Raw genomic sequence first — 24,943 nt, 5'->3', positions numbered from 1 at the left:
GCGCGTGTCGGCGAAAGGTAACAACGTGAAGCGGCCGTTGAGCACCATCGGCGTCCGGATCGCCTCGGTCGGCCTGCTGGTGGCCGGTGTGATCGGCGGCGTCCAGCTGGCGCAGACCCGGATCGTGACCGAGCGCGGTGCCGACTCGCGCCTCGTCCTGCAGGCCGAGGCGGACGAGATGCAGCTCCTCCGGGATCGACAGAACCAGGTCGCCGCCGGTCGGGCCCGCCAGCACGAGGCCGAGGCCGGCGCCGCCGCCCGGGCCGCCAGCGAGGCGCGGGGAGCGGCCCGCCAGGCGAAGGCGATGGAGACCAAGGCCATCCAGAAGAAGAAGCAGGAGAAGGAGAAAGAGAAGGCCAAGGCGTCGGGCGCGCTCATCCCGTACACCGGTCCGATCCCCACCTCCTGCAAGGAGTACTCCGGCAACCGGGCGACCGGCTGCGCGCTGATGCTCGGCAAGGGCTTCGGGATCGACCAGTTCCCGTGCCTCGAGAAGCTGTGGGACCACGAGAGCGGCTGGAACGCCAAGGCCGAGAACAAGGGCAGCGGGGCGTACGGCATCCCGCAGGCGCTGCCGGGCAGCAAGATGGGCTCGGCCGGGTCGGACTGGCGGACCAACGCGGCGACCCAGATCAAATGGGGTCTCGGGTACGTCAAGGGCAAGTACAAGAGCCCCTGCGGCGCCTGGTCCCACTTCCAGAACGCCGGCAACTACTAACCTGGTCGCCATGCATCCAGCCACGCCGATGCCGCCGCAGCCGCCCCTGACCATGCGGCTGTCGTCCGGTCTGCTCTTCGGCGCGGCCGCGCTCATCCTGCTGGATGTGATCGTCGACCTGGTGTTCGTCAACACGGACCTGAGCGTCTACAAGGACGCCTACACCGGCGACACCGGGTCGGGCTTCGGCAGCCTGGTCGGCGCGACCATCGGCATCCTGGTCGCGGCCGTGGTGAGCATCCTCGCGATCATGAACAGCCACGGCAGCGAGAAGGCCCGGGTCACGACGCTGGTGCTCGGCGGGCTCTTCCTGGTGTGCAGCGGCTTCTTCGGGAGCCTGGCCGGTGGCCTGCACAGCCCGTCGGCGCCGCTGGACGGCGGCGGGGCCGCCAACGTGATCCCCGGCGCGTACGGCATCGTCACCACCGCCCTGGACGTGCTGAACCTGCTCGCCGTCCTGGGCGGGCTCGTGCTGCTCGTGCTGCCGCCCTCCACCCGGTACTTCCACAGCCGGCGACCGGTCGCCTACATCCCGGTCTACCACACGACGACCGGCCAGCCGGTGATCCAGCACCCGGTGACCCCGCCACCTCCGTCCGCGCCTCCGCAGCCCCCACAGCCGCCCCACTCGGCGAGCATCCCGATGGCCGACCCGTGGGCCGAGCCCGACGCCAGGACGACCGACCACCGGCCGCGCCACCACGGCGATCCGCAGGGGTAGTGCCAGCACTACCCGTGCTGGGCAGCAGGCGGCATGGTTCGCGGCAGGCGCCGTTCATAGCGTTGAGACATGCCAATCGACCAGCAGAAATACGCCGTCCGGGTGGAGCAGCTCGTGCGCACCTACCGCTCCGGCCGGGACACCGTGACCGCCCTGGCGGGTGTCGACGCCGGCTTCGTGCGCGGCACCTTCACGGCCGTCATGGGACCGTCCGGCTCCGGCAAGAGCACCCTCCTGCAGACCGCCGCGGGCCTCGACCGGCCCACCTCCGGCCGGGTGTGGATCTCCGACATCGAGCTGTCGCGGCTGTCCGAGACCAAGCTGACCAAGCTGCGGCGGGACCGGATCGGCTTCGTGTTCCAGACGTACAACCTGGTCGGCGCGCTCACCGTGCGGGAGAACATCGAGCTGCCGTTGCGGCTCTCCGGCGCCCGGCCCGGACAGGACTGGCTGGACGAGGTGATCGACCGCGTCGGTCTCCGGCCGCGGCTGGGGCACCGGCCGTCCGAGCTCTCCGGCGGCCAGCAGCAGCGGGTCGCCATCGCGCGGGCGCTGGCCACCCGGCCGGACGTGATCTTCTCCGACGAGCCGACCGGCGCGCTGGACTCGCACACCGCCGCCGAGGTGCTGTCACTGCTGCGGTCGGTGGTCGACGCGTACGGTCAGACGGTCGTCATGGTCACCCACGACCCGGTCGCGGCGTCCTACGCCGACCGGAAGCTCACCATGACCGATGGCCAGGTCGTCGCCGACCAGGCCCTGCTGGCGGTGAGCTGAGCCATGACCCGCCTCGCCCTGCGCCTGCTGCGCCACCGACCCGGCAGCTCCACCGCCACCCTGATCGCCCTCACCCTCGGCGTCATGATCCTGATGGCCATGGGTTCCCTGGTCGACGCCGGTCTGCGTCACCAGCCGGCGCCGCAGCGTTACGCCGCCGCCGACATCGTCGTCGCCCGCACCGAGATGACCTTCACGACCAAGCAGTTCGACGAGACAACCACCACCCGGGTACGCCTGCCGGACGGCGGAACCGTCCCCGCCGCACTGGTGAACCAGGTCCGCGCCGTGCCCGGCGTCACCGAGGCGACCACCGTGCCGGCCACTCGCCCCGGCCAGGTCCAGGCGATCCTGATCAAGGCCGGCCCGGGGGTCGATCGCGCCGCCCTGGACAGGCTCGCCGCGTCCGCCGGCGCCGAGACCTTCGCGGGCGCCGACCGCGGCAAGGCCGAGAACACCGCCGACGGCGCCGCCCAGGATCTGCTCGTGCAGGTCGGCGGGGCCTTCGGCGGGTACGTGGTGCTGCTGGTGATCTTCGTCGTGGCCGGACTCGTCGGCCTCTCCGTCCGGCACCGGCGCCGCGACCTCGCCCTGCTGCGGGCCATCGCCGCCACGCCCGGCCAGGTGCGCCGCATGCTGGTCGCCGAGGCCGCCCTGCTCACCGGCATCGCCACGGTCCTCGGGCTGCCCGCCGGGCTGCTCGCCACCTCCTGGCTGCACGGCGAGCTGCTCGACCGCGGGTTCGTCCCGGCCGGCATCCCGATCCCGCCCAGCCCGCTCGCGGCCCTCGCCGCACCGGTTGTCATCGCGCTGGTCGCGATGCTCGCGGCCGTCGTCGCCGCCCGCCGGGCCACCGCCATCCGGCCCACCGAGGCGCTCGGCGAGGCCGCCGTGGAGCCGGAGCGCACCAGCCCGGTGCGGGCGATCATCGGCGTCGTGCTGCTCGCCGGCGCCGGATCGGCCGGTGGCGTCGCCGCCGGCGCCGGGGGCACGACGGCGCTGACCAGCGCGCTCGGCATGCTGTACCTGTTCGTGACCGCGGTTGCCCTGCTGGCGCCGTGGATCAACCGGGGCGCGGCCCGTCTGCTCACGCCGCTGCTGCGCGGAGTGTGGGGCACGAGCGGATACCTCGCCTCGGCGAACCTGCGGGCCAACGCGCGCGGCATGGCGATGGTGCTCACCGCGCTGGTGCTGTCCGTCGGGTTCGGCGGGTCGGTGTGGTTCCTGCAGGACAACCTGCAACGGCAGACCCTCGCCCAGTCCCGGGACGGGATGCTGGCACAGCAGGCGCTGATCGCCCCGGACGGCGTGCCGGCGGCGACGATCGCGCAGATCCGTGAGAGGGCCGGGGTGAGCGGGGTCACGGGCGTACGCGACACCTCGGTTTTGATCAAGACCTTCGACACCGCCGAAGCCGTCCCCGCCCGGGCGATCGACCCCTCGGAAGCCGGGTCGACCATGGACCTCGGCGTCACCCAGGGCAGCCTCGCCGACCTCGGACCGGACAGCGTCGCGGTGTCCGAGCTGCAGGCCTCGTCCCACGGCTGGGAGGTCGGCGACCGGGTGGAGATCTGGCTCGGCGACGGCACCCCCGTGAAGCCGCGGGTGGCCGCGATCTACACCCGCGGGCTGGGCTTCGGCGACGTCGTGCTCGCCTCGGCGGGTCCTTACGACCAGGTTCTCATCCGTACGGACGGCAGCGCCGACCTGTCCGGCCTGGCCGGTGTCGTGCCGACCGCGAGCCTGACCGACCGCCTCGCCACCGACCTGGCCACCAGCGCCTGGCTCAACAAGCTGCTGGTCGGGGTGATGGTCGGCTACGCCGCACTGGCCGCGGCCAACGCGATGGTCCTGGCGGCGCTGGCCCGAGGCCGCGAACTGGCCTCGTTGCGGCTGGCCGGCGCGACCCGGCGGCAGATCGGCCGGATGGTGAACGCCGAGCAGGCCGGGCTCCTGGGCGTGGCGGTGGTGATCGGCGGGGTGATCGCGGCGGTGACGCTGGCCGCGGTGGTGCACGCCCTGACCGGGGCGCTGGTGCCCTACGTGCCCCCGCTGGGGGCGGTGGCGATCCTCGGTGGGGCGACGTTGCTGGCCATGACCACGACGGTTCTGCCTGTCCGCCGGCTCCTGCGGATGCGGCCGATCGAGGCGCTCGGCGCCCGCGAGTGAAGGCTGCGGGAGCTGAGGCGGTGGTCCGGCGCGTCACGTCAGGTGGCGCGCCGGCTTCGCGATCTCACTTCGATGCGGACGTCTTCTGGGAAGCGGTCGTCGCGATCGTCGTCTCGATGACTGTGGCCGTCGTGCGTGCCACGGGCTGGGCGGTGCGCGGCGCACGGAGGCTCAGCGTCGGGACTGCCGCGCCGAGCGATCGCAGCACGAGCCGGTGGCGGCGCGCCGGATCGTCCACCCGGGCGGTGAGCAGCGGACGCAACCCGGCCGGAAGTGACGAGGCGATTCCCGCCGGGGTGACCCCGCGGCAGTAGGAGTTGAGTTGCTCGAAGGTGACGCGGGCGTAGAACGCGGCGTGGTGCTCGCTGGTGTTCAGCAGGGTGGCGACGTCGTGGACGAGGTCCCCGCTCCCGGTACCCGGCCCGCCGCCGACCTCGATCTCGGGCGGTAGCTGTGTCACGAGGCCCTGCCACTGCGCGTCCGGGATGACCGGTCGCAGCGCGAGCATGACCGCTCGAATGACGCTCCGGGCGTGCTTGCGGCCATTGAGGCGGGCACGGATCCGAACTTGCGTAACTACATCGTCACGCTGCATGATCACCGTCTCTCTCCATCTCGGACAGATGGGGTACCCGGCTTTGAAGGCCCCAAACGCGGCGCCCGTCACACGATGTGCCCGGAGTTTGGCGGGCGGCCGCCCGGGCACACCAGCACTGATCAACCCGGGCGGCGGGCGAGAGACGCCAGAACGATCTCCGTCGCCGCCCGGACCGTGTCCGTGAGGGTCGCGGGTTCGCGGCCGAGGTGTTCGGCGCCCGAGCGCATCACCCCGGAGAGCAGTTCCACCGCGAGGCGCACGTCGCCGACGTCGCGGAACTCGCCGGCCGCGATGCCGTCCCGGACGACGTTCTCCACCTCGACCACGATCTCGTGGAACGGGCTGCCCGGCCCCTTCGGCGTCTCGGGGGACGGCAGTCCGGCGCCCGGCCGGAACATCAGCTGCAGAACCTGGTCGGTGAACGCCTCGAGAACCGCTTCGACGATCTCCCGCATCCGCTCCGCGGCCGGGTCCGCGGACCGTGCGGCGATCGCCGCCACCCGGTCGATGGCGGGCCGGCCCGCCCGCCGGGTCAGCGCCAGGACCAGCGCGCTCTTGTCTCCGGCGTAGTTGTACAGCGTGTTGCGCGCGAGCCCCGCCCGCGCCGCGAGGTGGCCCAGGGTGATCGAGTCGTAGTCCCGCTCGAGCAGCAGCTGCCGCATCGCGTCGGCGAGGTCGGCCCACACCATCTCGTGGTGTTCCTCGATGCTGGCTCCCCGGATCCGCGGCACGGCAGGAGACCCTAGCGGGCCAGGGCGGCGCTCGACAGGTGCGCGTTCTCCTGGTGCGACGCGGTGAGCTTGACGCGGCTCAGGCGCCACCCGTCCGGGGTACGGACCGCCTCGTTGTCGTAGAAGCCGACCACCAGCCAGCGCGCGGGCTCGTCCGGGAGCCAGTGCTCGGCGCGGACATGCGCGTGGATCGTCGCCCGGTCGCCGTCGATGGTGACGACGTGACCGGTGATGGTGTGGTGCGTCGCGGTGTAGGGCGCGAACGCCCCGCGGAGGGTCTCGACGTAGCCGGCGAGGGGCACGGTCATCGGCGGGATGTCGGCGACGGACGAGAAGTCGAGGGTGAGCGGGTCGGTGAAGACGAGGCCGGGCAGCTCGGTGTACTCCTTCAGGTCCGCGATGTCGGCATACCGCCCGAGCAGTTCGATGAGATCGGCACGATCAGCGAGCGCCTGCATGAGAAGGCTCCTTCTTTATACGACAACCTGTCGCAAAGATTACGACGAGTTGTCGCTAAATCCAAGAGCCCTATGATGCTGAGAAACGGACATACGGGCATGGAGGTAACAAATGGTGGGCAAGGCACTCGCGACCATCGCCATCGTGGCGGGAGCGACCCTGGCGGTGGGCACACCGGCCCAGGCGACGCCGCCCGGCCCGGGCGTCGTCGGCACGATCACCTGGCAGACCACGGTCGGGCAGACCGACTACATCCTGCGGGAGATCACCATCCCGGCCGGCCAGGCCACCGGCTGGCACTTCCACAACGGCAACCTGTACGGCCGGGTCAAGCGCGGCACCCTCAGCCACTTCGACGCGACCTGCGAGTCGGACGGCGTCTACCCGCGCGGCGCCTCCATCCAGGAGCCGGGCGGCCCGCGCAACATCCACATCGGCATGAACAAGGGCACCGGCCCGGTCGTCCTGAAGGTGCTCTACGTCCTGCCGACCGGCTCGCCGCTGTCCGTGGACGCCCCGAACCCCGGCTGTGACTTCGAGTGACCGACCCGGCCGCGCAGTTCGATCAGCTCGGCGAGGTGTACGACACGTTCTCCGACTCGCCGTTCCGGCGGCACCTGGAGATCCCGACGGTGCTCGGCGCCCTCGGTGACGTCGCCGGGCAGACCGTTCTCGACCTCGGCTGCGGCAGCGGCGTCTACACGCGGCAGCTCAGGCGCCTCGGCGCCGCCCGCGCGGTCGGCGTGGACCCGATGGCGGGGATGATCGAACACGCCCGGAGCATCGAGGCCGCCGTGCCGGTCGGCGCCGAGTACCTCGCCGGGCAGGTCCCGTCCGAGCTGGACGGGACGTTCGACGCGGTCCTGGCCGTGTACGTCCTGCCGTACACGGCGGACCGTGACCTGCTCGCGGATTTCTGCCGGACGGCCGCGCGCGCCCTGCGCCCGGGAGGCCGCCTGGTGACCCTCCCGGCCAACCCGGGCCTGCGCCGGGATCGGGGCTACTACGAGCGGTACGGATTCCGCACCTACGGCGACAGCGCCGGCACCGACCCGGACCCGATCACCCTGGACCTCTGCTACGCGGATCTCGACGAGACGATCTCCGCGTGGGTGTGGTCGGCCGCGGCGCTCGAGGACGCGCTGACCGCGGCGGGGTTCACCGGCATCGGCTGGTCCGGCCCGGCCGTGACCCGGCGTGGCGTCGAGGCCCTGGGCGAGGAGTTCTGGCAGCCCTACCTGGACTGCCCGCACGCGATGACGGTTCAGGCCGTGCGCCACTGACGCAGCACGTCCACGCGGTGGCGGTTCAGGCCGTGCGCCACTGACGCAGCACGTCGTCGATCTCGGCGGGGCCGGCCGGTGCGGGCGGTCCCGCCGGGGTGCGGCTGAAACGCGGCGCGGGCGCGGGCTGCACCTCGTCGCCGACGGTCACGAACGTGTCCCGCGCCCGGACGTGCGGGTGCGCGGGGGCCTCGGCGGGGGAGAGGACCGGCGCCACGCAGGCGTCCCGATCGGCGAAGATCAAGGTCCATTCCTCCCGGGTACGCCGCGCGAACCGCTCCGCGAAGCGCTGCCTCAGCACCGGCCACCCGCCCCGGTCGTCCTGCGCGGGAAGGTCGGCGGGGTCGAGGCCGAGCCCGGCGAGCAGGGCGGCGTAGAAGGCCGGCTCGATCGCCCCCACGGCCATGAAGCAGCCGTCGGCCGTGGCGTACGTGTCGTAGAAGGGCGCCCCGCCGTCCAGCAGGTCGGCGCCCCGCGGCCCGGACCACCGACCCGCACCGATCATGCCGTGCAGGAACGTGGTGAGCAGCGCCGACCCGTCCACCATCGCGGCGTCGACCACCTGCCCGGCGCCGGAGCGTTCGCGTTCCAGCAGGGCGGCGAGCACCCCGACGGCCATCAGCATCCCGCCACCGGCGAAGTCCGCGAGCAGGTTGTGCGGGGCGTGCGGGCGCTCGCCGCTGCGGCCGAGCGGGGACAGGGCGCCCGCCACCGCGAGGTAGTCGATGTCGTGGCCGGCGCGCGCGGCCAGCGGACCGTCCTGACCCCAGCCGGTCAGCCGGGCGTACACCAGCATGGGGTTGCGCCGCAGGCAGACCTCGGGGCCGAAACCGAGCCGCTCGGCGACCCCCGGCCGGAAGCCCTCGACCAGGACGTCGGCGTGCTCGGCGAGGCTCAGCAGGCCGTCGAGGCCGGCGGGTGTCCGCAGGTCGAGGGTGACGACCCGGCGGCCGCGGCGAAGCAGGGCGGGCGGGGTGCCCGACGGGCGGTCCACCAGGACGACGTCCGCGCCGAGGTCGGCGAGCATCATGCAGCCGAACGGGCCGGGTGCGAGGCCGGCGAGCTCGACGACCTTGACTCCGCGGAGAGGGCCCATGCCCTCCAGTCTCACCGGTGCGTGGGTGGCTTGTCTCACCGGTGCGTGGCCGGCTTGTCTCACCCCTGCGTGGCCGGCTTGTCTCACCCCCGCGCGGCCGGCTTGTCTCACCGGTGCGTGGGCGGTTTGCGGTCCAGGGCGACGAACCGCAGGCCACGGGCCTGGAGCGCGGGGATCACGATGGCCAGCGCCGCGTACGTCTGTGACCGGTCGCCGCCGCCGTCGTGGCAGAGCAGGATGTCGCCCGGTTTCGCCGCCAGCAGGCGCCGGGTGATGTGCGGGACGCCGGGCTTGTCCCAGTCGCGCGGGTCCTTGTTCCAGTCGAGCGGGATGAGCCCGTCGCCGGCCGAGGCGCGCAGCAGCGCCGGTGACCAGTCCCCGCCGGGTGAGCGGAACAGCACGGGCGCCTGCCCGGTGGTGTCGTAGATCTTCTCCTGGGCGCGGTGCAGTTCCTTGTGCACCGGCTTGTAGCGCCGGCGGCCCAGAAAGGTGGGGTGGCTCCAGGTGTGGTTGGCGAGATGATGCCCGTCCTTGGCCACGTCGCGGGCGGTCGTCTCGTGGCCGAGCACCTGGTTGCCGATCATGCAGAAGAGCGCCGGCGCGTGGTGCTTGCGGAGCAGCCGCAGGATCTTCGGCGTCCAGACCGGGTGCGGCCCGTCGTCGATGGTCAGCGCGATCGCATGGCTGGGGAAGGCCGGGCCGCCCACCGCGCGCCGGTAGTCGGCGAGCGTGGACACCGGCTGCTTCAGCACCGGCAGCGCCACCGGTCTCGCCCGAGGCTTGCGGGGTGGTTTCGTCGGCCGCGGTGTGGCCGTGGCGCGGGGTTGCCCTGGCGACGGGGTCTGCGACGCGGAGGCAGAGCCGCCCAGGGCGAGCGCCCCGACGACCGCTCCGGCACCGAGGAGGCGTCGTCGCGTCAAGTGCTTACTCACGTCGATCCTCACGACGCGGGAACGTACCAAGCAGGATCAAACCCGCGAATACGTCGCGGGGGTACCTCGATCGTGGCACGTCGATGAGTGACCGACTGCATACCCTGACGCTATGCGGCTCGGGTGATCGATCTGCTCGATCTGGAGAACGCGGCACCTGGACCCTGTGGGGAAACCCACCCGAGACGGAGGGGCAACACACGCCTCGGACAGGTTTCCCGACAGGATCCAGCCCCCAACTGCTGCCGTTGCCGCAGGCAGGTCCCCTCCCGATTCCCCCGTACTCAACCGGGCGGGGACCTGGCTGCCTGCAACATGGTCAATAGTGGGCGGCGGACCTTGGACGAAGCGTGGGAGACTCGTGTCCGGCCTTGAGGGAATCTTGAATCCCCTGGTCGACATGGACACGAGAGGATGTGCAAAGGGCAGTTGACCGCGGAGTTCGGCGTGCTCGGCGCGGTGGAGGCCAGGATCGGCGGCCGTGCCGTCGACCTGGGCCATGCCCGCCAGCGGTACGTGCTGGGTGTCCTGCTCATCGAGGCCGGCCGGCCCGTCCCGGCCGACCAGCTGATCGACCGGGTCTGGGGTGAGGGCACCCCGCAGCGGGTCGCGGGCACCCTCTACAGCTACCTGTCGCGACTGCGGAGCGCCCTCGCGGACGCCCCGGACGTGGAGATCAAGCGCCAGCCCAGCGGCTACCTGCTCACCGCCGGCCCGCAGTCGGTGGACCTGCACCGGTTCCGCCGGCTGGTCACCCTGGCCCGGACCGCCGACTCGGAGCAGGCGGGCGCCGAGCAGATCATCGAGGCCCTCGGCCTGTGGCGCGGCGAACCCCTGGCCGGGCTGGACACGCCGTGGGTGGCCGCGCTCCGGCAGGTGCTGCTCGACGAGCGCTTCGACGCCGAGGTGACGCGCAACGACCTGCTCCTGCGCCTCGGCCGGCACGGTGAGCTGCTGCCGCTGCTGTCCGCCGCGGTCACCGAGTACCCGCTCGACGAGCGGCTCGCCGAGCAGTCGATGCTCGCCCTCTACCGGTCCGGCCGGCAGGCCGACGCCGACGTGCAGTTCCGGCGGATCCGCCGCCGGCTCGCCGACGAGCTCGGCAGCGACCCCGGGCCCACCCTGCGCAAACTGCACGAACGCATCATCGCCGCGGACCCCACGCTGGCCGCCACGGCGCCGGAGGCCCGATCCGGCGCGGCCCCGGCGCCGGTCGCCGCCACGGTTCCGGCGCAGCTGCCGGCCGACGTGCGCGCCTTCACCGGGCGTACCCAGGAACTCGGCGCCCTGGACCGCCTGCTCGCCGCGCCCGGCGGCGAGGAGCCACCGCTCGCGGTCGCGCTGCTCTCCGGCACCCCCGGCGTCGGCAAGTCCGCGCTGGCCGTCCGCTGGGCGCACCGGGTCCGGGAGGCCTTCCCGGACGGCCAGCTCTACATCAACCTGCGCGGCTACGACGCCGAGCAGCCGGTGGCGGCGGCCGACGCGCTGGCCGGCTTCCTGAGTGCGCTCGGCGTGCACGGGCGGGAGATCCCGCCCGGCGTCGAGGAGCGCGCCGGGCGCTACCGCTCCGAGCTGACCGGCCGGCGGATGCTGGTGCTGCTGGACAACGCCTCGTCGGTGGAGCAGGTGCGGCCGCTGCTCCCCGGCACCGGCTCGTGCCTGGTCCTGATCACCAGCCGGGACTCGCTGCCGGGCCTGGTCGCGGTGCACGGCGCGGAACGGGTCAACCTCGACCTGCTGCCGCTGCCGGACGCCCTCGGCCTGCTGCGCCGGCTGATCGGCTCACGGGTCGATCAGGAGCTCGCCGCGGCGACCGAGCTGGCCGCCGCGTGCGCCCGGCTGCCGCTGGCCCTGCGGATCGCCGCCGAACTGGCCGCGGCCCGCACCGACGTCCCGCTCGCCGACCTGGTCGCCGAACTGGGCGACCACCAGGAACGACTGGACCTGTTGGACGCGGGCGACCCGCGGGCCGACCCACGTGCCGTGTTCTCCTGGTCGTACCAGAACCTCCCGGCCGCCGCGGCGCGGGTGTTCCGGCTGCTCGGGCTGCATCCGGGCGTCAACGCGCACATCGACGCGGTGGCGGCGCTGACCGGCACGACCGTGGCCGAGGCCCGCCGCCAGCTCGCCGTCCTGGTCCGGGCCAGCCTGGTGCAGGCCAGCGCCGGCAGCCGGTACGGCATGCACGATCTGCTGCGGGCGTACGCGGCGGAACTGGCCGGGACGCACGACCCGGAACCGGAGCGGTCGGCGGCCCTGGGCCGGATGTTCGACCACTACCTGGCGGGTTCCGTGGCGGCGATGGGCGCGCTCTACCCCGACGGCTCCTCTCTCCACTCCGCCGACTCGGACGCTGCCCGCCGGTGGATCGAGGCGGAACGCCCCAACCTGGCCGCGGCCTGCACGTACGGCGCCGCGCACGGCTGGCACCAGCACACCGTCGCGCTCGCCGAGACGCTGTTCCGCTACCTCGACGCCGGTGGCCCGGTCGCCGAGGCGGTGACCGTCACGGCGTCCGCGGTGACCGCCGCCCGGTCGGCCGGCGACCGCGAGGCGCAGGCCCGCGCACTGTCCAACCTGGGCCGCCTGCACCGGCGGCAGGGCCACCTGGAGCGGGCCGCCGCGACCTACCGGCAGGCCCTGGTGCTCTACGCCGACCTGGGCGAGCACGCCGCGCAGGCGCTGGCGTTGCGCAACCTGGGCAGCGTGCACTGGCGGCTGGGCGACTACCGGCAGGCGGCCGACCACTACCAGCAGGCCGGGGCGCTGTACGGGCAGGTGAACGACGAGGCGGGGGAGGCCGACGCGCTGGTCCGGCTCGGCCTGGTCGACGAGCGGCTCGGCGACCACACCGGCGCGGAGAAACGCCTCCTGGCCGCGCTGGAGATCTACGCGCGGCTGGGCGAGGGGTTCAGCGAGGCGTACGTGCTGTCGCTGCTCGCCCGCCTGCCGCACCGCGCCGACCCGCTGGAGCCGATCGCCGCCCGGCTGGAGGAGAGCCTCGCGGCGGTCCGGCTGGCGGAGGACCGCACCGGCGAGGCGTACGTGCTCACCGACCTGGCCGCGATCCTGTCCCGGGCCGGCCGGCTCGACGAGGCGGCCGAGCACCTGCGCCTGGCCGTGACGCTGCACCGCCGGATCGGCGACCGGGCCAGCGAGGCCGAGGCGCTCAACGACCTCGGCCAGGTGCTGCACGCCGCGGGCGACCCGGCCGAGTCCCGCCGCCTGCACGACGAGGCGCTGGCGCTGGCTCTGGAGATCGGCGACCGCTACGAGCAGGGCCGCGCCCAGCAGTCCCTCTGAGGGCGTAATAAAGAGATTGAACGTTCTTTCCGTTGAGGAGAGAACGTTCGTTCTCCTCGTTACGGTTCGGGCCGGAGGGCGGCGATCACGGCGGGGCGTTCAGTCCCGCACGATGCCGTCCACCCACAGGATGGTCACCGGGCGGCCGCGTTCCCGGGCGTAGGCGACGACGTCACCGGTTCCGCCCACGCCTCGCGCCGGTCGGCCGTCCCAGACCGCGAAGACGTGGTCGCAAGCGTCCACCATGGCCTTGCCCGCGGCGAGGAACGCCTGCTCGGACGGCTCCGGGAAGGGCAGCGTGACCTCGGTGCTGGCGGCCCGGCGGTACTCCTCGAAGCGGGTCCGGCTGTCGTCGGAGATCAGCGACCCGGCGTAGCCCTGACACGGCACGACCACGTGCAGCTTGCCGGCGGCGGCCAGCACGTGCGCGGCGAAGAGCTGGTCGGCGCCGTCGGCCAGGCTGGAGACGCCGTGGAACCGGCCGCCGGCGGGCAGCTCGTGGGCCCAGCGGTCGGCCGCGTACTCGGCGACCCGAGGCGGCAGAATCCGATGACCGGTGACACCGAATCGCACCAAGGCCCCCCGCACCACGTCGCTCGCTGTGTGGAGGATGACGATACGGTCTCCGACCTTCGGCCGTGGGGCGGTGGCCGGGTGGTCCTGGTTTGTCCGGCTGCGTTGCGTCGCCCGGCCGCCAGGTGATTGACTCCCGCGATCCATGCTCACCTTCGGAGGAGTTCCGATGTCGCTGGCACCAACGGGGGCTGAGACCTCGCTCAGAGTGCCGCGCCAACGGCCGGGCGAGCCGGACGAGACCGCCTCGCCGCCGCCTCGTCAGGCACGGTTCGCGGCCTGGCCGGCGGTCGCGCTCTACGCCGGGCTGCGGCTGGTCTGCCTGGCGGTCGCCTGGGCGTACGCGGCTTCGTCCGGCAAGGACCTCTGGGCGTTGCTCGGCAAGTACGACGCGATCTGGTACGCGGGCATCGTCGAGCGCGGATACGACGCCGCCATCCCGCTGCGCCCCGACGGCGGGCTGGCCACCACGAACCTGGCCTTCTTCCCGCTGTTCCCCGGGCTGACCGCGGCCCTGGACCCGATCGTGCCCGGCGGGGCGGGCAGCGCGGGCATCGCCGCCTCCTGGCTGGCCGGCCTGGCCGCCGCGTGGGGCCTGTTCGCGGTCGGCGCGCAGGTGCGGGACAGGCGGACCGGCGTGCTGCTCGCCGGGCTGTGGGCGGTGCTGCCGCACGCGTTCGTCGAGTCGATGGGCTACACGGAGACCCTGTTCACCGCGCTCGCCGCCTGGTCGCTGTTCGCCCTGCTGCGCCGGCGGTGGCTGACCGCCGGCCTGCTCTGCCTGTTCGCCGGTCTGACCCGGCCCACCGGCGCGGCGATCATCGCGGTGGTCGGGCTGGCCGCGCTGATCGCCGTGATCCGCCGCCGGGACGGCTGGCGGCCCTGGCTGGCCGCGTTCCTCGCTCCGCTCGGCTTCCTCGGGTACGTGGCGTGGGTCGGTGAGCGCCTCGGCCGCGCCGACGGCTACTTCCACGTCCAGAACGACGCCTGGCGGATGGGGTACGACCTGGGCGGGTACACCGTGACGACGGCGTCGGGGCTGCTCACGAAGAGCTCCCCGCTCGCCCTGTACATGGTGGTGCTGGTGCTGCTGATCGCGATCACCCTGCTGGTCGCCGCCGCCACGGATCGCCGCGTCCCGTGGGAGCTCACGGTCTATGCCGCGCTGATCGTCGGCCTGGCGTTCTTCGGCGACAGCTACTTCAACTCCAAGGCGCGGCTGCTGATCCCGGCGTTCCCGCTGCTGCTTCCCGTGGCCGCGGCGCTCGCGTCGGCCCGGCGTACCGTGATGATCCCGGTCTTGACCTTGTTGACCTTGATCTCCGCGGGCTACGGCGTCTACCTCGGCCTGACCTGGACCTACTCGCCGTGATCCTGCGAAGGGCGGTGGTGGCCGCCGGGATGGTCCTGCTGTTCGCCTGGATGGCCGTCGCGATGGTCACCGCCGCGCGCGAACAGACCGCGAGTTCGGACGAGCCGGTGTACGTCGGCGCCGCCGCGGTCATCGTCGAGCGGCACAGCCTGGCCTACAACCATGAGCACCCGCCGCTGGCCAAGCTGGTGATGGGCGCGGGCCTCGCTTTCGCGGACGTACGCCTGCCGGAGCCCCTGCCGCGCAGCCAGTGGGCTCTCGGCGACGCCGTGCTCTACCAGAACGGCAACGACGCCGACCGGATCCTGTTCCTGGCGCGCCTGCCGATGATCGTGCTGACCATGCTGTTCGGACTGGTCGTGTTCCTCTTCGCCCGCGACCTGGCCGGCACCTGGGCGGGACTGGCCGGGCTCGCGCTTTACGCGTTCACGCCGGACGTGCTGGCGCACGGGTCGCTGGCCGGGCTCGACCTGCCGGTGGCCGGGTTCCTGCTGACGGCCGTCTGGCTGCTGTGGCGTGCCCGGCGGCGGCCGTGGCTCTATCTGCCGCTGGCCGGGGTCGCCCTGGGCGCGGCGATCGCCACCAGGATGACCGCTCTGGCCGCGCTGCCCCTGATCGCACTGTGGTGGATCGGCCGTTCCCTGGACCGCCGCTCGGTTCTGCGTGGCCTGGCCGGAGCGGCCGGTGTGGTGGTGATCGCGATCGCCGTGGTGTGGGTGTGTTACCTGGCCGTGGATCCGCACCTGCGGTGGACTCCGCGCGCCTATTCGGGCGAGCGCGGCCAGCTCATCCAGTTCCTGCCGTTTCCGCGCCCGTTCCGCGACGGCATGCGCTACCAGCTGGGGCTCGAGGGCAAGGAGTACGGCGCCTTCCTGCTCGGCGACTACTACGTCGGTCACAAGTGGTACTACCTGCCGGTCGCGCTTCTGATCAAGGAGCCGCTCGGCCTGCTGTTCCTGGGCCTGGCGGCCACTCTCCGCAAGCGGGCCTGGATCGTACTGGCCCCGGCCCTTCTGCTGCTGGCCGTGGCCATGACCGGCGGCCGCGACTGGGGCGTCCGCTACGCCATCGCGGTGCCGGTGTTCCTGGCCGTGGCGGCGGCCTGCGTGTTCATCCCGCGGGAAGCCCCGCGCCGGCGGCTGCGCCTCGTGGTGCCGGTGCTCGCCCTGCTGTTCGTGATCGTCAGCACGGTCCGGGCGTTCCCGTACTACCTGCCGTACTCCAACGAGGCCTTCGGCGGCCCGGTGAAGACCCACCTGCGCCTCAGCGACTCGAACGCCGACTGGGGCCAGGACCTGGGCCGCCTCGCCGAGGAGTTACGCCGCGACCACCCCGGCGAGCAGGTGTGGCTGGCGTACCGGGGCAGCGGCGACCCGGCGTACTACGGCATCACCGCGCGCGACCCGCTGAAGGTCCCGGCATCCGAGGTCCACGGCCTGCTGGCGGTGTCGTCGCGCAGCATCCCGGGCGCCCGCCAGCCGCTGCGCGACCTGATCGCCACCAGCACCCCGATCGGCGAGGTCGGCCATTCGATCCTGCTCTACCGCCGCTAGTGCGTTGACCACGAACGTTCACCGGGTCGGCGACACACCGGTGCACGTCCGCAGGTAGTCGTTGCCGAAGGCTCACTCTCAACGGCGGTAATACCGGTCGTTGAGAGTGAGGTGGCGGTTTGGCGGAGCCGGTCAGGGCACGGCGGTTGACGCAAGAAGAAGGCCACAAGCTGCAACAACTCGTCCGTAGAGGCAAGCATGACTCGGTCCGGGTGCGCCGGGCGTTGATCATCATGGCGTCCGCCTCCGGGACACCCGTCCCAGCGATCGCGAACCTGATCGCCGGGCACGAGGACACCGTCCGCGACGTGATCCACTCGTTTAACGAGATCGGTCTTCGCGCGCTGGACCCTCAGTGGGCGGGAGGCCGTCCCCGCCGGATCAACCACGACGATGAAAAGTTCATCGTCGCGACGGCCAAGGCCCGCCCGAGCACGCTCGGGCGGCCCTTCACCTGCTGGAGCCTGCGCAAACTCGCCGACTACCTGGCCACCGACGCCGCCCGTCCAGTCGTGGTCGGCCGGGAACGGCTGCGGCAGATCCTGCGCGCCAACGAGGTCAGCTGGCAGCGGACCCGGACCTGGAAGGAATCCAAGGACCCGGACTTCGACACCAAGCTCGACCGGATCGAGGAAGTCACCAGCAAGTTCTCGACCCGGTGTTTCGCGTTCGACCAGTTCGGTCCGCTGTCGATCCGCCCGCACCACGGCCGCGGCTGGGCAGCGCAGTCGCACCCGGACCGGCTGCCGGCGACCTACCATCGCACGCACGGCATCCGGTACTTCCACGGCTGCTACAGCCTCGGCGACGACCAGTTCTGGGGCGTGAACCGGCGACGCAAAGGCGCAGATCACACCCTGTCCGCGCTCAAATCAATCCGCAGAACGCGGCCGGACGGCGCACCGATCTACGTCATCCTGGACAACCTGTCGGCGAACAAGACCCCGATGATCCGAGCCTGGGCGGCCCGCAACAAGGTCGAGCTCTGTCTGACGCCGACCAGCGCGTCCTGGGCGAACCCGATCGAGGCGCAGTTCGGACCGCTACGCATGTTCACCATGGCCAACTCGAACCACCCGAACCACACCGTCCTGGCTCGCAAGCTGCAGAAATACCTGCGCTGGCGCAACGCCAACGCCCGCCATCCCGACGTCCTCGCAGCACAACGCCGGGAACGAGCCCGCATCCGCAGCGAACGCCGACAACGCTGGGGCCGGCCTCGGACCAAGGCCGCCTGACGGGTCAGACCCGGCAAACGTTCGTGGACAACGCACTAGCAGCGGTCCGGCCCGGTCACGCCGCGGGTTTTCCGCTGCCGATCAGGGTGTGGGCGATGTCGCGGGCGGCGGCGATGATCTCGGCCTCGGAGGCGTCAAGGCCACGCGAGGACATCAGCACCAGGCTGACGCTGAGCAGCGCGGCCCGGACCCGCAGCACCTCGGCGATCGGGGCGTCCGGGCCGGTCAGGATGTCGAACAGCTCGGTCATCTTGCCGAACACGTTCTCCCGGCCCTTCTCGTCGTGCAGCTCGCGGATCACGTGCTGGTTGGCCATCGCGAACCTCATCACGGCCATGCCGCTGCCGATGCCGAGGTCGACCATCCGGTCGACGGCCCGGGCGCGTAGCTCCGGGCCGGGCGGCTGCTCGCGGGCCCAGGCGGTGAGCTCGTCCAGCGCCTCGAGGTGGGCCTCGAAGATGGACCGGACGATGCTCTCCTTGCTGCTGTAGTGGTAATAGAGCGCGGCCTTGGTGATGCCCAGCCGCTCGGCGATCTCGCGCAGGGAGGTGGCCTCGTAGCCGCGCTCGGTGAACAGTTCGATGGCCACCTTGCGGATCTCCGCCTTCGTGTCGGCGCCCCGCCGCTGGCCTGCCACTGCCATCGCTGCCCAGCCCTTCCTCGTTGCCAACTTACCGGTCGGCAAGTTAGGGTCTTAACCGGCCGGTAAGTAAGACTACCGAAGGAACTCGCCGTGACCCAACCCGCCCGCTTCACTCATCGCGAAATCATTGTCACCATGAGCGGCCTCGTGATCGCGATGCTGCTCGCCATGCTCGACAACATGATCGTGGCGCCCGCGCTGCCCACGATCGTCGGCGAACTGCACGGCCTGGACCACCTGGGCTGGGTGACCACCGGCTACGTGCTCGCCTCCACCGTCGCCACCCCGATCTGGGGCAAGCTCGGTGACCTGCTCGGCCGCCGGATCACCTTCCTCAGCTCGATCGCGATCTTCCTGGTCGGCTCGGCCCTCTGCGGCATGTCGCAGAACATGGGCGAGCTGATCGCCTTCCGCGCCCTGCAGGGCCTCGGCGCCGGTGGCCTGATGGTCGGCGTCATGGCGGTGCTGGCCGACATCGTCCCGCCGCGCGAGCGCGGCAAGTACCAGGGCGTGACGATGGGCGTCATGCCGGTCGCGTTGATCGGCGGCCCGCTGGTCGGCGGCTTCATCACCGACAACCTGGACTGGCGCTGGGCGTTCTACGTCAACCTGCCGCTCGGCGTGGTCGCGCTCGCGGTCTGCTGGTTCGTGCTGGCCAAGCTGCCGCGCGGCGCCGGGAAGGTGACCATCGACTGGCTCGGCGTGGCCCTGCTCAGCGTCTGGATCACTGCGCTCGTGCTGATCACCACCTGGGGCGGCACCGAGTACGCCTGGGCCTCCCCGCAGATCCTCGGCCTGGCCACGGTCACCGTCGCCGGTCTGGCCGCTTTCATCGTGGTCGAGCGGCGCGCCGCCGAGCCGATCATGCCGCTGTCGGTGTTCGCGAACCGCAACTTCGTGCTGGCCGGCGCGCTCAGCCTGATCGTCGGCTTCGCGATGTTCGGCGGCCTCACCCTGCTCCCGCAGTTCCAGCAGTACGTGCAGGGCGCCTCGGCCACCAACAGCGGCCTGCTGCTGATGCCGATGATGCTCGCCGCGTTGGCCGTCTCGTTGGTCGGCGGTCAGCTACTCACCCGCACCGGGCACTACCGGGCGCTCGTGATCGTCGGCACCGTGCTGATGACCGGCGGCCTGGCGCTGTTCGCCACCATGGACGTCGGCACTTCGCGATTCATGACCGGCCTGTTCATGGTCGTGCTCGGCGCTGGCATGGGCTGCCTGATGCAGACCACCATGCTGATCGCGCAGAACAGCTCCCCGATCAACGCGATCGGCGCGGCGACCGGCGCGGCCACCTTCGTGCGCAACATGGGCGGCTCGCTCGGCGTCTCGTTGCTGAGCACGCTCTACATCAACCGGCTGCTAGACACCTTCACCGAGAACGCCGGCGTCGCGGCGTCCCGGGCGACCGGCAGCGGTTCGGCCGCGGCGATGACCCCGGCCATGCTGCGGGCCCTGCCCGAGCCGATCCGGCACGCCTTCCAACTCGGCGTGAGCGACGGCATCCAGGCCGCCTTCATCCTCGGCGCGATCGTTGCGGCGGTCGGCATCGTGGTCGCGCTGTTCATCAAGCACGTCCCGCTGCGCGGCTTCGCCGATGCGCCGAAGGCCGAGATCCCGACCGGGCAGGCGCCGGCCAACGCGCACTGAGCCGGGGCCGGGGGCTTGCTCGCGCCGAGCCCCCGGCCCCGCCGTTGATGCAGGTTGATGCAGAAGGCGCAACGGATTCGGCGGTGCGAGGGTCCGGGCAGTAGCAGAACGTTCCAGGAACCGTTCTCGGAGCGTTTCGGCTGCTGAAGGTCCGGATTCCAGAGCAGTTCCCCGGCTTTCGGGCGCCAGCCCAGATTGACCTCGTTGACTTCGCTCGCCTTGGTCTTCTCCAGATACAGGTCAAAATAGAGCTCGTTATCGTCGTCCGGATCGCCACCCAGGAAGACGGCGCTGCAGCCACCAGCGTCCGCCTGTCAGTGGCCCAGCTGTCGCTCGGGCCTACGCCGCTAGTGCGTTGACCACGAACGTTCACCGGGTCGGCGACACACCGGTGCACGTCCGCAGGTAGTCGTTGCCGAAGGCTCACTCTCAACGGCGGTAATACCGGTCGTTGAGAGTGAGGTGGCGGTTTGGCGGAGCCGGTCAGGGCACGGCGGTTGACGCAAGAAGAAGGCCACAAGCTGCAACAACTCGTCCGTAGAGGCAAGCATGACTCGGTCCGGGTGCGCCGGGCGTTGATCATCATGGCGTCCGCCTCCGGGACACCCGTCCCAGCGATCGCGAACCTGATCGCCGGGCACGAGGACACCGTCCGCGACGTGATCCACTCGTTTAACGAGATCGGTCTTCGCGCGCTGGACCCTCAGTGGGCGGGAGGCCGTCCCCGCCGGATCAACCACGACGATGAAAAGTTCATCGTCGCGACGGCCAAGGCCCGCCCGAGCACGCTCGGGCGGCCCTTCACCTGCTGGAGCCTGCGCAAACTCGCCGACTACCTGGCCACCGACGCCGCCCGTCCAGTCGTGGTCGGCCGGGAACGGCTGCGGCAGATCCTGCGCGCCAACGAGGTCAGCTGGCAGCGGACCCGGACCTGGAAGGAATCCAAGGACCCGGACTTCGACACCAAGCTCGACCGGATCGAGGAAGTCACCAGCAAGTTCTCGACCCGGTGTTTCGCGTTCGACCAGTTCGGTCCGCTGTCGATCCGCCCGCACCACGGCCGCGGCTGGGCAGCGCAGTCGCACCCGGACCGGCTGCCGGCGACCTACCATCGCACGCACGGCATCCGGTACTTCCACGGCTGCTACAGCCTCGGCGACGACCAGTTCTGGGGCGTGAACCGGCGACGCAAAGGCGCAGATCACACCCTGTCCGCGCTCAAATCAATCCGCAGAACGCGGCCGGACGGCGCACCGATCTACGTCATCCTGGACAACCTGTCGGCGAACAAGACCCCGATGATCCGAGCCTGGGCGGCCCGCAACAAGGTCGAGCTCTGTCTGACGCCGACCAGCGCGTCCTGGGCGAACCCGATCGAGGCGCAGTTCGGACCGCTACGCATGTTCACCATGGCCAACTCGAACCACCCGAACCACACCGTCCTGGCTCGCAAGCTGCAGAAATACCTGCGCTGGCGCAACGCCAACGCCCGCCATCCCGACGTCCTCGCAGCACAACGCCGGGAACGAGCCCGCATCCGCAGCGAACGCCGACAACGCTGGGGCCGGCCTCGGACCAAGGCCGCCTGACGGGTCAGACCCGGCAAACGTTCGTGGACAACGCACTAGCCAGGTCGTCATGCACGTCCCGCATGACGTCGTGCGGAACAGGTCTTGGACGCCCACGCCGGCCCGGTGCTGTCATTCCGCGTATGACCATTGTCTTCGTCCACGGCGTCCCGGTGACCTCCGCGGTGTGGACGCCGCTGATCGCCGAGTTGCCCGAATCCCAGCAGCGGGACGTGGTCCGGCTCTCGCCGCCCGGCTTCGGCGCCGTTCTCCCCGCGGGCTTCGGCGCCACCTTCCTCGGCTATCGGGACTGGCTCATCGACGAGCTGTCGCGGTTCAGTGCCCCGGTTGACCTGGTGGGTCACGACTTCGGCGGCGGTTACGTGCTGGAAGTGGCGATGTCCCGTCCGGATCTGCTGCGCAGCTGGGTCAGCGACACCATCGGCGGATACGAGCCGGACTTCACGTGGCACGAGATCGCGAGGATCTGGCAGACGCCGGGCGACGGGGAACGCCACATCGAGGAGACCTTCTCCGGCGACCTCGCCGCGCGAACGGCACGCATGGTCGCGTGGGGCATCCCGGAGCCGGCGGCCGGCGAGGTAGCCCTCGGGCAGGGCCCCGAGATGGGCAGGGCCATCCTGTCGCTGTACCGCTCCGTACCGGAGAATCTGCTGGCCGAACGGGGACGCACGCTACCCGCGGCCGCTGCCCGGCCCGGTTTGGTTCCCGTCGCCACCGCCGACCTCACCGCCGGGAGCGTCGCCCTCCGTCACCGCGCCGCCCAGCGCGCCGGCGCCCGTGCCGTCGACCTCGACGGGCTCGGCCACTGGTGGATGCTCCAGGACCCCGCCCGGGCCGCCGGCATGCTGTCGGATTTCTGGGACGGCCGGTAAGTCAGCCGCCTCAGTGCTCGCCGCAGCTGCTCCGGACCACGAGCTGCGTCGGCAGGACGCGGCGCCGCGGTTTCGGGGGCGGCGCCGCGATGCGCTCGTGCAGCCATCGGGCCGCGGTCGCGCCGAGTTCGCGCATCGGCTGCGCGACCGTGGTCAAGCCGGCGAACCGGGCGGCGAGCAGGTCGTCCCAGCCGGTGATGGCGACGGCGGCCGACGCGTCGAGCGCGGCCAGGTGGACGCCCAGGGCAACCTCGTCGTTCGCGCCGACGATGGCTTCCGGCGGGTCGCGCAGGAGTTTCAGCGCGGCCTTGCGGCCACTTTCCAGATCAAGGCCGCAGGGTACGGGCTGAGGAGCGTCCAGTCCGTGCGCGGCGAGCGCGGCGGACAGCCCCGCATAGCGGCCGGCGACGTCGGGGGAGGCCTCGGGGTCGCCGAGGAACGCGAAGCTGCGGTAGCCGTGGCCGAGCAGATGCTCGGTCAGCGAGGCGGCGGTGCCCTCGTTGCGGGTGCGGATGGTGTCCACGCCGGACACCGGGTCACGGGCGAGCAGGACCAACGGCAGCCCGGTCGCCGCGATCTCCTCGACCACGTCGTCGCCGACCGACTGCCCCATGATCGCCAGGCCGTCGACCCGCCCGGCCAGCTCCCGCACCGCGTCGGCGGCATCCGGGCGGCGGAGGGTGGCCAGGATCAGGACGCTGCTGCCGAACCCGGCGGCTGCCTCCTCGTAGCCCAGGACGACCTCGGCGTAGTACGGCCCGACCAGCTCCGGGAACACGATCCCGTTGGCCGCGTGCCGGCCCTCGGCGAGCGAGCGCCCCGACCGGTTCGGGGTGAAGCGCAGCTCCGCGGCCGCCGCCCGCACCCTGGCCCGGGTCGCCTCGGTGACCAGCTCCGAGCCGCGCAACGCCCGCGACACGGTGGCGATGGACACGCCGGCCCGCTGCGCCACCTCGTAGATAGTCGCCGCCTTCACGCCCCCATCATGCCGGGGAGGGGACAGACCGTCAGGCAACCGTCAGGTTCGCGTACGCCGGACCGTCAGGCTCGTCGCCGCGCACGGGGGCGCCGCCGAGGTCACGTCGGTGCCGGGGCAGGGAACGACCGTCCGGGTCACCCTTCCGGCGCGAGCTCACTGACGGCGCCCCACAGGCTGTCGCGGAGTTCCAGCGCTGAGCGTCCTGGCCCCGGGCCGCTACACCGTGACGAGCGGCTTGCGGCCCGGGCCCGCTGCTGACGACGGCTCTCAGTCGAAGAGCTGGCCGATGCGGTCGGCGAAGGTGAGCGCGGACAGCACGCCGAAGAGCAGCACCGCCCAGATCAGCGCGCCCAGCCGGACGCCGCGGACCCGGATCGGTTTCGGCAGGATCTTGCGGTTGATCAGGATCAGCAGGCCGGAGTAGATGAACATCATGAAGCCGCCCACCACGGCCGAGGTCACCAGCAGCACGATCGGCTGGCTGAAGCCGGCGAGCAGCACCACGATGCCGATCAGGACCAGGCCCCACACCAGCAGGGTGTACACCTTGCTCTCGTTGGCGTTACGGGCGTAGGAGGTCTTGACGACGTCGGCGGCCAGCCGGCTGGTGTAGTCGACGATGCCCAGCGACGCGGCGAACAGCGAGAACGCGCCGATGATCCAGAACAGGTACTGGAACCAGGTGCCGACCCGCTCGGCCAGGACCTGGCCCTCGATCTCCAGGAAGCCGATGCCGTTCTCCAGGCCGTCGCGGCCGAAGACGGTGGCGTACGCCAGCAGCGAGGTGAACAGAATCGTCACGAACGTGATCAGCACGAACGTGGACAACTGCTCGATGTTGGCGAACTTCCACCAGCCCCGCCAGCGCCGCAGGTTCTCCGGCGTCGGCTCGAAGACGTACCCGGTGCTCGGCGCGGCCTCGGGCTGACCGGTGACCGGGCTGACCAGCCGCGGCACGTACTTGCCCATGCCGAAGCCCTTGTCCCGGATCCAGTTGGACTGCACCAGATTTTGCCCGCCGCCGGCGCCGGCGAAGGCCAGCGCCCCGAGCAGCAGCGCGATCCCGAGCTCCTCGACCGGCACCCGCGGCCGGGTCACGATCTGCGGCACGTCGCTCCACGCCGCCGCGCCGACCGCGAAGATCGCCGCGACGACGACGAACGTGAGCACAGCCGCCACCTTCAGCATCTGCGCGCGTTCGAGCGCCACGTAGACGACCGGCGCCAGGGTGAGGATCAGACCGATGACCACCAGCATGACGACCGCGATGACGGTCTTGTTGCCGCCGAAGATGTACGTCGTCAGGGTCGCCGAGCTGGTCGCCCACCCGGGCCACAGGTTGGCGAAGTAGGTGAGGATCGCGAACACCAGCCCCCAGTGCCGCCAGTATCGGCTGAACCCGGTGAGGGCTGTCTCGCCGGTCGCGAGGGTGTACCGCTCGATCTCCATGTTGATGAAGTACTGCGTGATCAGGCCGACCAGCGCGGCCCACACGAACACCAGCCCCACCTGCGAGGCGATGTAGGGGAACAGCACGAACTCGCCGGAGGCCAGGCCCACCCCGGCGGCGATGATGCCGGGGCCGATCAGCCGCCGGTAGTTGCTGGGCTCGTCCGGCAGCTCACGGACTTGCGGGCCCGGTAGGTATCGAGTCGGAAAGGCGTCGGTGATCGCCATGGAAGCT

Annotated in this window: 22 protein-coding genes; 13 read left to right on the top strand and 9 right to left on the bottom strand. The window is 71.6% G+C overall.

Annotated elements, in window-relative coordinates:
• Nucleotides 1-25: 25 nt before the first annotated feature.
• From QSK31_RS33160 to QSK31_RS33145, 4 genes are all read left to right on the top strand, one after another.
• Complete coding sequence (locus tag QSK31_RS33160) at nucleotides 26-718, top strand: aggregation-promoting factor C-terminal-like domain-containing protein (protein WP_285688529.1); 693 nt, start codon at nucleotides 26-28, stop codon at nucleotides 716-718.
• Nucleotides 719-728: 10 nt separating this feature from the next.
• Nucleotides 729-1,439, top strand: coding sequence for a hypothetical protein (locus QSK31_RS33155; RefSeq protein WP_285688528.1), 711 nt, complete (start codon nucleotides 729-731; stop codon nucleotides 1,437-1,439).
• 69 nt (nucleotides 1,440-1,508) lie between these two features.
• Nucleotides 1,509-2,216 (top strand): ABC transporter ATP-binding protein, encoded by a 708-nt coding sequence (locus QSK31_RS33150; RefSeq protein ID WP_285688527.1) that lies wholly within the window; start codon nucleotides 1,509-1,511, stop codon nucleotides 2,214-2,216.
• A gap of 3 nt (nucleotides 2,217-2,219) precedes the next feature.
• Nucleotides 2,220-4,385, top strand: a complete 2,166-nt coding sequence (locus tag QSK31_RS33145; RefSeq protein WP_285688526.1) for an FtsX-like permease family protein — start codon at nucleotides 2,220-2,222, stop codon at nucleotides 4,383-4,385.
• 64 nt (nucleotides 4,386-4,449) lie between these two features.
• Here QSK31_RS33145 and QSK31_RS33140 read toward each other — a convergent pair whose 3' ends face one another.
• The 3 genes from QSK31_RS33140 to QSK31_RS33130 all read right to left on the bottom strand — a co-directional run bounded on the left by QSK31_RS33140 (nucleotide 4,450) and on the right by QSK31_RS33130 (nucleotide 6,172).
• Nucleotides 4,450-4,980: a DUF2267 domain-containing protein gene (locus tag QSK31_RS33140; RefSeq protein ID WP_285688622.1), complete on the bottom strand. Its 531-nt coding sequence runs from the start codon at nucleotides 4,978-4,980 to the stop codon at nucleotides 4,450-4,452.
• Between the two features lie 122 nt (nucleotides 4,981-5,102).
• The gene (locus tag QSK31_RS33135) at nucleotides 5,103-5,714 is read right to left on the bottom strand and encodes a TetR/AcrR family transcriptional regulator (RefSeq protein WP_285688525.1); all 612 of its coding nucleotides are present in this window, start codon (nucleotides 5,712-5,714) and stop codon (nucleotides 5,103-5,105) included.
• 11 nt (nucleotides 5,715-5,725) lie between these two features.
• Nucleotides 5,726-6,172: a nuclear transport factor 2 family protein gene (locus QSK31_RS33130; protein ID WP_285688524.1), complete on the bottom strand. Its 447-nt coding sequence runs from the start codon at nucleotides 6,170-6,172 to the stop codon at nucleotides 5,726-5,728.
• 112 nt (nucleotides 6,173-6,284) lie between these two features.
• Here QSK31_RS33130 and QSK31_RS33125 point away from each other — a divergent pair, with 112 nt between their 5' ends.
• Both QSK31_RS33125 and QSK31_RS33120 read left to right on the top strand, forming a co-directional pair.
• Nucleotides 6,285-6,716: a cupin domain-containing protein gene (locus QSK31_RS33125; protein WP_285688523.1), complete on the top strand. Its 432-nt coding sequence runs from the start codon at nucleotides 6,285-6,287 to the stop codon at nucleotides 6,714-6,716.
• On the top strand, nucleotides 6,713-7,456 hold the full coding sequence (locus tag QSK31_RS33120) for a class I SAM-dependent methyltransferase (RefSeq protein ID WP_285688522.1): 744 nt from the start codon (nucleotides 6,713-6,715) through the stop codon (nucleotides 7,454-7,456). The genes QSK31_RS33125 and QSK31_RS33120 overlap by 4 nt, the downstream gene beginning before the upstream one ends.
• 25 nt (nucleotides 7,457-7,481) lie before the next feature.
• Here QSK31_RS33120 and QSK31_RS33115 read toward each other — a convergent pair whose 3' ends face one another.
• Entirely contained in the window at nucleotides 7,482-8,552 is a 1,071-nt protein-coding gene (locus QSK31_RS33115; protein ID WP_285688521.1) for a CaiB/BaiF CoA transferase family protein, read from the bottom strand.
• Between the two features lie 107 nt (nucleotides 8,553-8,659).
• Nucleotides 8,660-9,316: a polysaccharide deacetylase family protein gene (locus QSK31_RS33110; RefSeq protein WP_285688520.1), complete on the bottom strand. Its 657-nt coding sequence runs from the start codon at nucleotides 9,314-9,316 to the stop codon at nucleotides 8,660-8,662.
• A gap of 597 nt (nucleotides 9,317-9,913) precedes the next feature.
• Between QSK31_RS33110 and QSK31_RS33105 the strand changes: the two genes are divergently transcribed.
• Nucleotides 9,914-12,787: an AfsR/SARP family transcriptional regulator gene (locus QSK31_RS33105; protein ID WP_285688519.1), complete on the top strand. Its 2,874-nt coding sequence runs from the start codon at nucleotides 9,914-9,916 to the stop codon at nucleotides 12,785-12,787.
• Between the two features lie 99 nt (nucleotides 12,788-12,886).
• On the opposite strand, the gene QSK31_RS33100 is transcribed toward QSK31_RS33105, so the two are convergent.
• Nucleotides 12,887-13,360 (bottom strand): hypothetical protein, encoded by a 474-nt coding sequence (locus QSK31_RS33100; RefSeq protein WP_285688518.1) that lies wholly within the window; start codon nucleotides 13,358-13,360, stop codon nucleotides 12,887-12,889.
• Between the two features lie 169 nt (nucleotides 13,361-13,529).
• Here QSK31_RS33100 and QSK31_RS33095 point away from each other — a divergent pair, with 169 nt between their 5' ends.
• The 3 genes from QSK31_RS33095 (at nucleotide 13,530) to QSK31_RS33085 (ending at nucleotide 17,523) form a co-directional block, all read left to right on the top strand.
• On the top strand, nucleotides 13,530-14,732 hold the full coding sequence (locus tag QSK31_RS33095; RefSeq protein WP_285688516.1) for a glycosyltransferase family protein: 1,203 nt from the start codon (nucleotides 13,530-13,532) through the stop codon (nucleotides 14,730-14,732).
• On the top strand, nucleotides 14,729-16,285 hold the full coding sequence (locus tag QSK31_RS33090; RefSeq protein ID WP_285688515.1) for a glycosyltransferase family 39 protein: 1,557 nt from the start codon (nucleotides 14,729-14,731) through the stop codon (nucleotides 16,283-16,285). The genes QSK31_RS33095 and QSK31_RS33090 overlap by 4 nt, the downstream gene beginning before the upstream one ends.
• Nucleotides 16,286-16,404: 119 nt before the next feature.
• Nucleotides 16,405-17,523, top strand: coding sequence for an IS630 family transposase (locus QSK31_RS33085; RefSeq protein ID WP_285688512.1), 1,119 nt, complete (start codon nucleotides 16,405-16,407; stop codon nucleotides 17,521-17,523).
• A gap of 55 nt (nucleotides 17,524-17,578) precedes the next feature.
• Here the strand turns inward: QSK31_RS33085 and QSK31_RS33080 are convergent, their stop codons facing one another.
• Nucleotides 17,579-18,166 carry a TetR/AcrR family transcriptional regulator gene (locus QSK31_RS33080; protein ID WP_285688514.1) on the bottom strand — a complete coding sequence of 196 codons (588 nt, stop codon included), beginning with the start codon at nucleotides 18,164-18,166 and terminating at the stop codon, nucleotides 17,579-17,581.
• Between the two features lie 90 nt (nucleotides 18,167-18,256).
• Here QSK31_RS33080 and QSK31_RS33075 point away from each other — a divergent pair, with 90 nt between their 5' ends.
• The 3 genes from QSK31_RS33075 to QSK31_RS33065 all read left to right on the top strand — a co-directional run bounded on the left by QSK31_RS33075 (nucleotide 18,257) and on the right by QSK31_RS33065 (nucleotide 22,280).
• The gene (locus QSK31_RS33075; protein WP_285688513.1) at nucleotides 18,257-19,816 is read left to right on the top strand and encodes an MDR family MFS transporter; all 1,560 of its coding nucleotides are present in this window, start codon (nucleotides 18,257-18,259) and stop codon (nucleotides 19,814-19,816) included.
• Between the two features lie 470 nt (nucleotides 19,817-20,286).
• Nucleotides 20,287-21,405 carry an IS630 family transposase gene (locus QSK31_RS33070; protein ID WP_285688512.1) on the top strand — a complete coding sequence of 373 codons (1,119 nt, stop codon included), beginning with the start codon at nucleotides 20,287-20,289 and terminating at the stop codon, nucleotides 21,403-21,405.
• Between the two features lie 122 nt (nucleotides 21,406-21,527).
• Complete coding sequence (locus QSK31_RS33065; RefSeq protein ID WP_285688511.1) at nucleotides 21,528-22,280, top strand: alpha/beta fold hydrolase; 753 nt, start codon at nucleotides 21,528-21,530, stop codon at nucleotides 22,278-22,280.
• A gap of 10 nt (nucleotides 22,281-22,290) precedes the next feature.
• Here QSK31_RS33065 and QSK31_RS33060 read toward each other — a convergent pair whose 3' ends face one another.
• Nucleotides 22,291-23,256, bottom strand: coding sequence for a LacI family DNA-binding transcriptional regulator (locus QSK31_RS33060; protein WP_285688510.1), 966 nt, complete (start codon nucleotides 23,254-23,256; stop codon nucleotides 22,291-22,293).
• A gap of 270 nt (nucleotides 23,257-23,526) precedes the next feature.
• Nucleotides 23,527-24,936, bottom strand: a complete 1,410-nt coding sequence (locus QSK31_RS33055; protein WP_285688509.1) for an Nramp family divalent metal transporter — start codon at nucleotides 24,934-24,936, stop codon at nucleotides 23,527-23,529.
• Between the last annotated feature and the right edge of the window lie 7 nt (nucleotides 24,937-24,943).

Origin of the sequence: Actinoplanes sp. NBRC 103695, from assembly GCF_030269485.1 — a bacterium.
Classification (GTDB): Bacteria; Actinomycetota; Actinomycetes; order Mycobacteriales; family Micromonosporaceae; genus Actinoplanes.
Note: the sequence above shows the minus strand (reverse complement) of the source record. Positions and strands in the feature narration are given on the sequence as shown.